General features: G+C 58.1%; 12 protein-coding genes, 1 tRNA gene and 1 pseudogene. 9 read left to right on the plus strand and 5 right to left on the minus strand.

All coding sequences use genetic code 11. The features are described 5' to 3' along the window. Window positions 1-9: 9 nt before the first annotated feature. Window positions 10-846, minus strand: coding sequence for a hypothetical protein (locus ACQ4W7_RS23310; protein WP_426073824.1), 837 nt, complete (start codon window positions 844-846; stop codon window positions 10-12). 125 nt (window positions 847-971) lie between these two features. Between ACQ4W7_RS23310 and ACQ4W7_RS23315 the strand changes: the two genes are divergently transcribed. The 3 genes from ACQ4W7_RS23315 (at window position 972) to ACQ4W7_RS23325 (ending at window position 2,352) form a co-directional block, all read left to right on the plus strand. After that, on the plus strand, window positions 972-1,418 hold the full coding sequence (locus tag ACQ4W7_RS23315; protein ID WP_436533603.1) for a DUF2939 domain-containing protein: 447 nt from the start codon (window positions 972-974) through the stop codon (window positions 1,416-1,418). 125 nt (window positions 1,419-1,543) lie between these two features. Continuing rightward, window positions 1,544-2,047 carry a DUF2939 domain-containing protein gene (locus ACQ4W7_RS23320; RefSeq protein WP_436533605.1) on the plus strand — a complete coding sequence of 168 codons (504 nt, stop codon included), beginning with the start codon at window positions 1,544-1,546 and terminating at the stop codon, window positions 2,045-2,047. Between the two features lie 92 nt (window positions 2,048-2,139). Further along, window positions 2,140-2,352, plus strand: coding sequence for a hypothetical protein (locus ACQ4W7_RS23325; protein WP_426073828.1), 213 nt, complete (start codon window positions 2,140-2,142; stop codon window positions 2,350-2,352). Window positions 2,353-2,394: 42 nt separating this feature from the next. On the opposite strand, the gene ACQ4W7_RS23330 is transcribed toward ACQ4W7_RS23325, so the two are convergent. Next, window positions 2,395-3,768 (minus strand): HD-GYP domain-containing protein, encoded by a 1,374-nt coding sequence (locus ACQ4W7_RS23330; protein WP_436533608.1) that lies wholly within the window; start codon window positions 3,766-3,768, stop codon window positions 2,395-2,397. Window positions 3,769-4,263: 495 nt separating this feature from the next. On the opposite strand from ACQ4W7_RS23330, the gene ACQ4W7_RS23335 reads away from it, so the two are divergent. The 6 genes from ACQ4W7_RS23335 to ACQ4W7_RS23360 all read left to right on the plus strand — a co-directional run bounded on the left by ACQ4W7_RS23335 (window position 4,264) and on the right by ACQ4W7_RS23360 (window position 10,124). Continuing rightward, on the plus strand, window positions 4,264-6,552 hold the full coding sequence (locus ACQ4W7_RS23335) for a TonB-dependent receptor (RefSeq protein ID WP_436533610.1): 2,289 nt from the start codon (window positions 4,264-4,266) through the stop codon (window positions 6,550-6,552). A 147-nt stretch (window positions 6,553-6,699) separates the two neighbouring features. Further along, window positions 6,700-6,786 (plus strand) — tRNA-Leu (locus ACQ4W7_RS23340). A 242-nt stretch (window positions 6,787-7,028) separates the two neighbouring features. Continuing rightward, the gene (locus tag ACQ4W7_RS23345) at window positions 7,029-7,307 is read left to right on the plus strand and encodes a hypothetical protein (protein WP_436533612.1); all 279 of its coding nucleotides are present in this window, start codon (window positions 7,029-7,031) and stop codon (window positions 7,305-7,307) included. Between the two features lie 536 nt (window positions 7,308-7,843). Continuing rightward, on the plus strand, window positions 7,844-8,722 hold the full coding sequence (locus ACQ4W7_RS23350; RefSeq protein ID WP_436533614.1) for a hypothetical protein: 879 nt from the start codon (window positions 7,844-7,846) through the stop codon (window positions 8,720-8,722). 220 nt (window positions 8,723-8,942) lie between these two features. Beyond that, complete coding sequence (locus ACQ4W7_RS23355) at window positions 8,943-9,347, plus strand: hypothetical protein (RefSeq protein WP_436533616.1); 405 nt, start codon at window positions 8,943-8,945, stop codon at window positions 9,345-9,347. Window positions 9,348-9,683: 336 nt separating this feature from the next. Then, the gene (locus ACQ4W7_RS23360; RefSeq protein ID WP_436533618.1) at window positions 9,684-10,124 is read left to right on the plus strand and encodes a hypothetical protein; all 441 of its coding nucleotides are present in this window, start codon (window positions 9,684-9,686) and stop codon (window positions 10,122-10,124) included. A 123-nt stretch (window positions 10,125-10,247) separates the two neighbouring features. Here ACQ4W7_RS23360 and ACQ4W7_RS23365 read toward each other — a convergent pair. The 3 genes and pseudogenes from ACQ4W7_RS23365 to ACQ4W7_RS23375 all read right to left on the minus strand — a co-directional run. Beyond that, a pseudogene (locus ACQ4W7_RS23365) lies at window positions 10,248-10,565 on the minus strand (DNA adenine methylase); the annotation flags it as partial. A gap of 102 nt (window positions 10,566-10,667) precedes the next feature. Next, window positions 10,668-10,925: a hypothetical protein gene (locus tag ACQ4W7_RS23370; RefSeq protein WP_436533620.1), complete on the minus strand. Its 258-nt coding sequence runs from the start codon at window positions 10,923-10,925 to the stop codon at window positions 10,668-10,670. 5 nt (window positions 10,926-10,930) lie between these two features. Continuing rightward, the coding region (locus tag ACQ4W7_RS23375; RefSeq protein WP_436533622.1) for a hypothetical protein at window positions 10,931-11,266 on the minus strand (336 nt) is incomplete at its 5' end.

Here is an 11,266-nt window from a genome sequence, read left to right on the forward strand (position 1 = left end):
CTCCAGTAATCAGGATGCGTCGATCAGCGTCGCGATGCGCTGATTGAGTTCCACATTTTCCGCCTGCAGTTGCGCCACCCGCTGTTTCAGGCTGGCGATCTCGCCGCGCAAGCGCTCCGCTTCGGACGGTGCCTGGGACGCGTTTTCGGCCCACGGCTCATTGCCCGTTTCCGGCGTATCTTGCGACACGTGGACTTTCGGCTCGCGCGGCGTGCGCGTGGCGGCGCGCTGCTCGCGGATTTCCTTGGCCGCCTGGCGCAGCAGTTTTTTACCCCCAGCGACGGCCGCCACCTGCTCTTCCGGCGGCAGGGACGCCACGGTGGCCGCCGCGTTGATGGATATCGTGCCCGAACGGACGGCTTCCACCAGTTCCGGCGAGGCCGCCTTCTGGATCTTTTCGATCTGGCTGATCTGGTTGCTACTCAAGCGCGCCACCTTGGCCACCTCTTCGCGCGTGCTCATGGGCGGCTTCGGCGCGTTTTCGCCGTCCGGCGCATCCTGGGCATTGACCGGGGCCGGGCTGCGCGCGGCGACGATTTCCTTCTTGCGCAGGGCCAGCACGCCGCGCTGGAAGTCGGACACGCTGCGGCGCGCCAGGTGATTGTCGATCATCCACAGCATGACGTCGTCGAGCGAGGTAAAACTGGTGTTCTGGATCGTCTTGAATTCGATGCCGTGCTGGCGGCAGATGGCGTAGCGGTTATGCCCGTCGATCAGCACGTCGTTCCACAGCACCAGCGCGTCGCGGCAGCCTTCGGCCAGCAGGCTGCGCTCGAGCGCCGCGTATTCGCTGGCGGTGAGCGGGTCGATATACGACTGCAGCACCTGATTGATAGTGATATTCATGGTTGTCCTCAATATTGCGGCGCGATGGTCCGCGCCGGCACGAATGCTACACCATCCACCGCCCCTCGCCGGGTAAAATCACGGCGGCACCGATCATCCCAATAGATCACCACACTACCGAGACCATGAAAAGAAAGTACGCCACCGCGATCATTTTTAGCGTTGCCGCCATCGGCTTCACCTGGGTCAGCCCCTACATCGCCATGTACCGCATCAGCATCGCGGCGAAATCCGTGCGCCTGGAAAACCTGGCGCAGCAGGCCGACCTGCCCGCCGTGCGCGCCAGCGTGGCGCGCCAACTGCGGGCGGCCGGCGAAACGGCCGGCGAAGACGATTTCAAGGAAATGCTCGACACCATCGTTTCGCCGCCCGGCATCACGGTGCTGATCCTGCACCGCAAGCATGGAGCCGATGGCAAGCGCCACGACTTCGGCATGGCTTACCGCTCGTGGAACGAAGTGGTGCTGCGGCGCAGCGGCGCCGGCCCCGCCGCCAGCCAATTTTTGCTGCGCCGGCATGGCATCTGGGATTGGAAATTGACGGATATTACCTTGCCGCAAGAATTACTCTAGCGAAACTTGATCCAAAACAACACTTACTTAAACAGCCATATTGACTTTGGGAAATATTATGTAGAATGCCAACACTTCAGGCGCACCGGGTCGCCAGGCATCCGAGAGATTGCACGATGAAAAGAATGTTGCTTCTCGCTCTAGTGGCACTGGTCGCGCTGGCCGGCGCCTTTTATGGCAGCCCGTATTTCACCATGAACAAGATCCGCACGGCAACCATGGACGAGGATAACCAGGCCTTGGCTGCGCATATCGACCTGGCCCAGCTGCGCGGCAGCCTGGGGCAGCAACTGCATGCCCTGTTCTCGGCGCCGGAAGTGGCCGAAGACATCAGCCCTGACGTCATCGACCCCTTGCTCGATACCATGCTGATGCCCGAAGGCATCATCGCCTTGATGAAGCTCAATGACCGCTATGAAAAACCGATTGCCAAGGTCAGCGACATCAGCGGCCGCCAGCGCAACGCCAAACCCGACTACAAGCTGCGCTACACTTCCTGGGACAGCGTCGTCGTGCAGCGCGCCCACAGCAAGAGCCACATTGGCGAACTGACCCTGACGCGCGACGGCCTGTGGCGCTGGAAACTGGTGTCGGTGGCGCTACCGAAGAATCTGCTGGCCGACGCCTGACGCGCCGGCGCAACCACGCCAGGCCGTCACGGCACAGGCGCGCACCTGCTCTGCACTGCTATCATCGGGTTTTGATTTCCATCGGAGGCAGCATGTCAGACCTGGTACAACACGCACTGGCCCACGCGGGCAAACCGGCCACCACGCCCTGGGTGGTGACCTTGGTCAGCGGCGAAAAACTCACCGGCCCCATTTCCCCGCTCAACGACGGCTGCTACGCGATCGGCCTGGGGCAAATCAAGTACTTTTCCAGCGACAAGGTCGCCTGCCTGAATGTGTCGGGTGCGGGCGCGTTTCCCATTTGAGGGCGCTGAAGTCCGCGCTCAGGCCCTCAAGCGCTCGGAGCCCTACTGCGTGAGTTCGGGCAAGCGCGCCAGCGCCTCTTTCAAAGCGGCAAAACACCGGGCGTCGATGGCCGTGCCCACGGTTTCGGCCATGATCTCGAGCGCTTTCGGGATGGGGATCGGCCCCCGGTAAGGCCGGTCGGCCGTGATGGCGTCGAAAATATCGGCTGTGGTGATGATGCGCGTTTCCAGGCTGATATTGTCGGCCGTCAAGCCCCGCGGATAACCGTTGCCATCGAGCCGTTCGTGATGCGCGGCGGCAACGACCGCCAGTTCGGCAAAGGCATTGATACGCGACAGTATCGTTTCCGTGTAGCGCGCATGCTGCTGCACGGCCAGCCACTCTTCCGCGTCGAGTTTGCCCGCCTTGTCCAGCACGCTATTGCTGACGCCAAGCTTCCCCACGTCATGCAGCAAGGCACCCCGCTTGAGCCAGCGGCGCCGCTCCGCCGTCACGCCCAAGGCTTCGGCGATCATGTCCGTGTACAAAGCCACCCGGGCGCTGTGCCCGCTCGTGTACGGGCTTTTCGAATCGACCACTTGGCCGAACGCGGCGGCGATATCGTCGAGATAATCCTCGTCCACCGGCACGGAACGGTTCGCCGGCTCCAGCGCCGCCACGGCGGCCGTAATGTCCTGCGAGCGCAGCATCGACCAGAAGGCGCCCGATTGCGCCACCCGTTCGAACGCCAGCACCAACTGCGGGTCAAACCAGGTGCCCGCGCGCTGGCGCACCTCGGCCTGAGCGGCGCGCACGCCATCGGCCGTATGAAACACGTCGATGACCTGCGCCAACAAGGCGATGCGTGAAAACAGGGGAATTGCCTGGTCTGCCAGCTTGTCCGGCTTGCCCTGTCCATTGTAGTGTTCGTCGAGGCTGTAGATGCCCTCTGCCACGGACTCCGGAAAGCGCAGCAGGCGCGCGATGTCGGCGCCGCGCTGGCAGCGCGTGGCGATCAGATCCTGCGCAATTTGCGACCCATCGCGCAGAATCGTCATCACGGCGCGGAAGCGTTCAGCCAGCCCCGCCTTCAGGCCCGTGTGCTTGAGGACGAATTTCAGCACTTGCGGCAGGCTGTCGCCCACCGTTTTGAACCCTTGCTTGAAAGACAAATCATCGGTCAGGTATAGCTCGCAGATGCGCGCCGCATTGCTGCTGCAGCCCAGGTCCTTGAGCAGCAGGGTGTAATACAGATTCCACAAGTCTTCATCCGGCATGCCCAGTTCACGCCCTACGTGCATGCCGATCCAGCAGCAGCGGATGCAATGGCCTTCTGGCTGGCCTTCCGTGATGTCCAAAGCCTGGCTCAGGGCTGCGATCAGTTCGGAAAGCTGGATGCCGTCAACGGCTGGCGCGCCTGCAGAAAAAATTAACATGATAGAAATGTAAGTTTCTGATTTACAATAATTTATATTCTACGCGAAGTCTAGCCTGGAGATGCTATACGGCAACATCAATGCCTGCCCAAGCGCCGCGCCGCAGTCGCTAGCAGGCTAGCTTGCCATGCCGTGATGTGGCACTACAACAACATCGTGCGGCAGATCAAAAAAGGGGAAACTGTCGCATTTTCCGCACTGTGCTCCGGCCGCTGGCATGCCATGGCGCCGGTATGTTGACGCTGTCGTAGGGAAAATCATCGGTGGCCTGGCCGTCTTTTGGGTTTGCGCAGGCCTGCCGGCACCCCACTATGCACCCGCCCGATATTGACGACAAATACGATTTTATTCACGTATTCAGTCGAAATAGATATGAATAGTCTTGCCTGGGAAATGGCATGAATAGCAAAACTTTCCGTGCTAGCATGATTTTCGTCTAGCGGACTAGCGCCAGCCTGGACCTTACGAATAACCTTGACCGACAGGAGCCGTTTCATGATCACACCGCATGCCAGCACAATACGCCACACCCTGATTGCCCTGGCAATCGCTGCCGCCTTTCCCCTGCAAGCGATGGCGCAAGACAGCATCCCGGCGCCAACCGCCGACGCGCCTGCCGCTCCGGCAGCACAGGCCGGCCCTGGCCAGCTGGAAACGGTGATCGTGACGGCACAGCGGCGCGCGGAAAACATCAAGGACGTGCCCATGTCCATCGCCACCCTGAAAGGCGACAAGCTCGACACCCTGACGGCCGGCGGCGCCGACATCCGCTTCCTGAACAGCCGCTCGCCCAGCGTCTCGGTCGAGTCGGATTACGGCCGCACCTTTCCCCGCTTCTACATTCGCGGCCTGGGCAACACCGACTTCGACCTGAATGCCTCACAGCCCGTGGGCCTGGTGATGGATGACGTAGTGCAGGAAAACGCAATGCTGAAAGGCTTTCCCGTCTTCGACGTGGACCAGGTCGAGGTACTGCGTGGCCCACAAGGCACGCTGTTCGGCCGCAACTCGCCGGCCGGCGTGATCAAGTTCGATTCCGCCAAGCCCGTCTTCAAGACGGAAGGCTACCTGAGCGGCGGCTTCGGCAAGGATGGCATGAAGAACCTGGAAGGCGCTTTCAACGTGCCCGTCAGCGACACCGTGGCCCTGCGCTTTTCCGGCCAGACACAGCGCCGCGACGATCGCGTGCACAACCCGCGCCCCACCGGCACGCGCGACTTCGAAGGCTATGAAGACAGCGCCGCCCGCCTGCAAGTGCTGGTCAAGCCCACGCGCGACTTCACCGCCCTGTTCAACGTGCACGCGCGCAACCTCGATGGCACGGCGACGCTGTTCCGCGCCAACATCCTGAAACAGGGCACGAATGACCTGGTCGACAATTTCGAGTATGGGTCCTACCCTACCGATGGCATCAACCGCCAGCACCTGAAAACCAAGGGTGGCAGCATGCGCCTGAAATGGGACTTGCCCGGCGTCACCCTGCATTCCATCACCGGCTACGAAAAACTCGATTTCTTCAGCCGCGCCGACGTCGACGGCGGCTATGGCGCCGTGTACGCCCCGCCGATGGGCCCCGGCTTCATCCCCTTCGTCGTGGAAACGGCCGACGTGATCCCCAAGCACAAGCAGATTTCGCAGGAATTTCGCGCCGAGTCGAGCGCCAAGGGTCCGCTGCAATGGATAGGTGGCTTGTTCTACTTCAAGGAAGATATCCAGATCGACAGCATCAGCTTTGACAGTCTGGCGCCCGGCAATCCGCAAAACAGCGCCTACGCCACGCAAAACCAGAGTTCGAAGTCGTACGCGGCCTTCGGCTCGCTGAACTACACGGTCTCGGACGCACTGAAACTGCGCGCCGGCCTGCGCTACACGAGCGACAAGAAGGATTTTTCGGCCAAGCGCGTGGAAGCGACCACGGCCGGCCCTTTCAACCTGAACGACACTTCGCACAACGTCAGCTGGGACTTGAGCGGCACCTATGTGCTGACGCCGGAAACCAATGCCTACGCGCGCATCGCCACCGGTTACCGCGCGCCATCGATGCAGGGCCGCCTGAACGGCCTGGGCGACCGCCCCTCGCAAGCCGGCGCCGAAAAAGTGCTGTCGGTGGAGGCCGGCATCAAGCAAGACCTGTTCGACAAGCGCGCGCGCCTCAGCCTGGCCGTATTTCAGTACCGCGTGAAGGACAAGCAATTGACGGCCGGCAGCGGCGTGGTGAATATGAACCGGCTGCTCAATGCCGAAAAAGCCACCGGCCAGGGCGTGGAGCTGGACTTCCAGGCCAACCTCAGCGACTCGCTCAGCATGACCCTGGGAGGCAGCTATAACCACACCGAGATCCAGGACAAGAAGCTGTACGTGCAAAGCTGCGGCAACGCCCAGAACACCCCGGCCAGCGGCTGCACCGTCACCGACCCTGTCGGCCCGTTCGTGGGCACGGCCTATATCGACGGCAACCCGCTGCCGCGCGCGCCGGAATGGCAAGCCAACGTCACCTTGAAATACAGCATCCCCGTGGCCAACGGCGAATTCTTCGCCTACACCGACTGGGCCTACCGCACCAGCTACAATTTCTTCCTGTACGAAGCCAAGGAATACAAGGCCAAGGAGCTGCTCGAAGGCGGCTTGCGCGTCGGCTACAAATGGGACAAATACGAAATCGCCGCCTACGGTCGCAACATCACCAATCAGATCCAGTCACTGGGTGCCATCGAATTCAACAACCTGACCGGCATCATCAACGAGCCACGCACGTATGGGGTACAGTTCAAGGCGACGTTTTGATGGCGGATAGATAAAATCAGACTGTTCGGCGCAAACCGGAGAATATTTTTCTCCCACGACGGCTAATACCTGGCGGTGGATGCCAGACCCTCGCTCAGGCACAAGATGGCATTTAGGGCATCACCTGTGCTAGAATCTCGCCGCGCTGCCCGGATGGTGAAACTGGTAGACACTGGAGACTTAAAATCTCCCGCCTGTAAGGGCGTGCCGGTTCGATTCCGGCTCCGGGCACCAGCGCACATGCCATTTTCAGAGATAGTACTCACTATTTCTCTCATTACCGCCAGTTCCGCAAAACTGGCATTGTTCCGCAAAAAATCTCCGACGCACTTGTAACTCCCTCTCTGCAACCTTGCTGGATCGTCAGTTTCTTGGGTCAGACTGCCAATTTTTTAACCCCAGCCTGAACTTCCGCAAGGGTTACCCCAACATTGCGCGCTACCATCCATTGCCCCAACAATGCTAGGTCATCAATCATGCGCCAGTTGCTTTCGCTTACCTTGCTGTGTGCTGCGGCAGGCTGCGCAGCAGGCAACCATGGCGACAAAAAAACGCCAGATATCATCGGGATGAACAGCTTCGCCCTCGCCGCCCGCTACGGCACGCCCGCCAACTATCAACACCTCGGCGAATATCTGCAGCTGAACTACGGCAGCGGCGCGGCAGGCTGCCGGATCATCGTGCTGGTCAACCAGACGCAGCGCATGGCAGGCTGTGCGTCGTCAGGCGCTATGTGCGCGAATCGGGTTCGCTAACGTTACTACCTCGTGCCCAGGTCAATACGCGGCATTTCCCCGATGCAGGGCTCGTCATCGAGCAACACACGTAGTTCCGCACGTATAACCTTTGCGTGGTATGGCAGCAGCGCCGCCCGGGGCGCCAAGGCCTCGGTCTTAGCCAATGACCTGTAACGTCGGGTTTGCTTTTTCTCGCGCCTGAATTCGACGTCGGGGAACGCGGTTACATCATGACGGCTCGACAGCAAATCGAAGACATATTGTGGCTGTTAGGCATGCTCGCCGGGCTGGTCGACGATAAATTTAGTGTTCCCTAACGCTTAGAAAAAACACAGCTAGGGATTCGCAACGAACATGGTTGCATACTGGATTTTTCAGAAAACACAACTAGCAGGCATCGAAATCTCAAGCCCGAAAAAGTTACTTTTTGTGAATATTGATAAAGTGAAATTTCTTATAATCGGCTTAGCGTCCTTCATTTTACTAGTTCGATTGATTTGCCTCTGCCGCAAGGCTAACGCTCTGACCGCTTATTTTTTCGATAAGGAATTAACATGCCCAAGTTATACGTAAGGAAATTGCTTTTGATCGTCGCAGGTGTCTTCTTAACACCGCTTGCCACTGCACAGAATCACGCCCAAGGCTCAGTTGCTGAACATCCCAGTTACATCACAAGCGAAATGTATGTAAACGGGAATCTTGTGAGCAAGACTACGAAAAAAGGCGCGACCCTCTACCTATACAGGAGCAACCATCTTGTAGCAGTTGCATATCCCAACGGCCAAGTTGCATCTTACCAATACAACGGAAACAAATTAGATTCTATAAGCTTCACTGACGGCACTGTGCACACGGCGGTCTACGAAGCGGATTCATTGGTTGGAATGGAAAGTTCCACAGGAAAAAAGCTGAAATTATCGGGCACTTTCCCTTCCAAAAATGAGGAAAAAGACCAGAGAAAAAAGGGGGGATCAGTGCCTCCGAAGAACATGCTCACTAATGAAGGCTCACCATCCGATACGACTTCGACCCTGAACGCAAAACTCATCGCTAGCGAAGGATGGGAATCTGGCAGTACGAACGCTTGTCCTCTACAAGAAGTTCCTGAGCCTGGCAGTGATGATAGCATTGTTGTAATATGTGGAAGTGGGGGTGGAGGTGGAGGTGGAGGTGACTGGGGAGGTGACTGGGGAGGGGATCCAACGATAGGCGACACAGGTCCCACTGACCCTGGTGGTGGCTCCTCTATGGAACCACCTGGAGCGGGGCCCGGCGACAGTCCCGCGCGTGCCTCATGTATGGCTGCGGCTTACCGTAGTTGGTTGAACATGGACACATACTGCAGAGGACAGGGGGCAGGCTACTTCACTTGCAATGAGACGAATTGGAGGCTTTATGATAGAGAAATCTCAGATTGCAATAAGATCCCTTAATTGACATTTGGTGGACCGGCGCCGCAATTTATGACGCGGTGTGAGATAGCCCGCTGATTCAAATCGCCACACATGTTTAGAAAAAGAGCGATGGCGCCAGGTTCCGAAAAATGACGCTAACTAAGTATCAGGCTCTGTCCGTGAATGACGGGGAACGATCTCGGTGTTTGTCTACTAGCTAGGTTTGGAGACGGTATTTTTTTGAAAGTGTGCTTAGAACATGGACCCATTACAATTTGAGAAAGTCGGGACATTGATTTATGGAATGCAGCGATTGGACTCGTCCTTAACATCAATTTCGCAATGGTTCGCGCCTACAGTGGTCGTTCCGGATGGCGCGTCGCCGGACGAAAAACTATCACGGCGTCTTACGGCGGCAACTTCATTTTTTGCGGCACGGCTGGCGCATGACGACGTTGGCGATGAGTATGCACTTGTTCTCATCGAAGTTTGCCAGTTGGAGCACTTGTGCGCAAATCTACTGAGTTCAAATGGAACAGCAGAGTTAAACCAATACTTGAGCAGACTGCGTCAGGCGCATAGTTCACTCGCCGACGTGATTGAAAAAATTGGTTACCCCGACATTCCCCCAAATTTTCTAAGAGAACACGGAATTCCCAGTTGATTTCAGAGGACTGTCTCTAAAACCAAGTGCAGCACTTTTTCCGTAATAGTGAGGCCATGCGTTGCAGAAGGACGGCTTGCTGGCCACAGTCTCAGTGCGGGCATTGTAGGTCTGGCGGGCCAGCTTGTTATCTGCCCAGTGAGGCAACATGCCTTCCATGTCTGCCACCGCACGTCCGATCTTTCCGCGGTTCCGCCGCGCGGGGTTCTTCTATGCCGTTATTGCGGCTGACCGGATGTCACCATTTTCATTGATTAAAGCAATATTGTGCTGCAATGTTAGCAACATGGGTGGGCGAGCCGAGTGCGGCGCCCTATGTTTCGTATGGAGATTCGCATGAGACTTTCATTTCCAATTGCTGTCATAGCTTTGTTTTTTTCGCCGTTATCTAATGCGTATGATCAAAATTATGCTGTAACGCCTGTCTACAACGGCTCCTGCGCGAATGACAATCCTCTTTTGGATAAGCATTTTACTTATTGGAATAGCGGAAACCATGGTTCCGACCCGACAGAATGCAAGTATGCGGTGGACCAGCTAATTATGCACCAAGAAATGGCATACTACATAAGTCGGCCTCAGCGTTGTCAGCATGACGGGATGACTTATATGCCTACTACAGGGACGGGCTATACGGGAATGCTTTATGAAATCGATTCCGATGGCAAATTAAAACAACGAATGAATGATGCCGTTGGTATGCTCCGCAAAATTTCCTACACACCAAGTGAGCAGCAGAAAAAGGAATTAGACCGCCAGTCAAATAGGGTTGGATAAAGCTAGCCCACATATTGAAGACGTTTTGCTTGCGCACAAGCCATGTCGAACTGGGTTGCGCGCCTTCCAGCGGTAAATTGACGCACCGCTGCGTTCTCGATGTCGTCCTGGCTCAAGCTATACCCAGCGGGCCGCGCGCTGCAGGTCCGTCAGGGTATGCGGCGGCGTGTCCTGCAGCAACTTGAATACCTCGCGGCTCGACAGCGCCCATTTGAACTGGCGCACGAACTCTTCCAGGTGGCACTTCACGACGCGATACAGGTTGATCAGCTCGCCGTTGACGTCATTCAGCACCTCAACCTCGGCGGGGGGTCGCATAAAATAAAGCGAGGCGCCGCCGGCGAAGACCTCGACGTAGCAGGTGTGTGGCGGAAATTGCGGGATGATGCGGTCGGCCAAGCGTCGCTTGCCGCCGATCCAGGGGATGATGGGTAATGCCAAAATGTGTACCTCCTAGTGGTAAAGTCGAATTCCTCCCATGAGGCAATCCAAGCCTACTCACCAGGCTCCACCGGCTGATTGCCGCTGTTAGCGCAGCGACAATCAGCGCTCTGCTTTTTCATCTGGCAGAATGCACCCCGCAATTACTGCCTCCAGTTCCACTTCATACTTCCGGCCGAGCGGCCAGTCCCGTGCCAGCGCCAGGACGATCTCGCCATCCGTTGCCGCTGGCGTCAGCTGGTCGAACTCATAGGCCGGCCGCTGCGGCACCACCTTTACACATGGTGTAAAGACGGGAACTTCGACCCGCTGCGGCGCCAATGGCGCGCTGCCGCAGCCGGTAAGCAGCAATACAAGCATCCATCTCATCGCACGCCCTCCAGCAGCAGCCTGACGGCCGGCATAGCTTCGTCGCAGGTATTGGCGCGCGCGCCCGCGATCTGCGCCAGGGCGACGTCATACTTCCTGCCCTTGGCAGCGGCGGACGCCTGCGCCGCCGCGCCGCGCTCCTGTGCCGCCAGGGTTGCCTTGGCCATGCCATCGATGGCGCGGTTTTGCTCGGCAATGGAGCTGCGCAGCTGCGTGCTGACGCCCTGCTCCTGCACCAGCGAAGCGCGCGCGGCATCACGATCACCAGCGGCCAGCCACCAGCCCGTGCTGGTGGAGCTGGCCACCACCACCAGCACGGCAGCCAGCAGGAT

It is taken from the genome of Janthinobacterium algoris (assembly GCF_051380935.1).
Classification (GTDB): Bacteria; Pseudomonadota; Gammaproteobacteria; order Burkholderiales; family Burkholderiaceae_D; genus Janthinobacterium.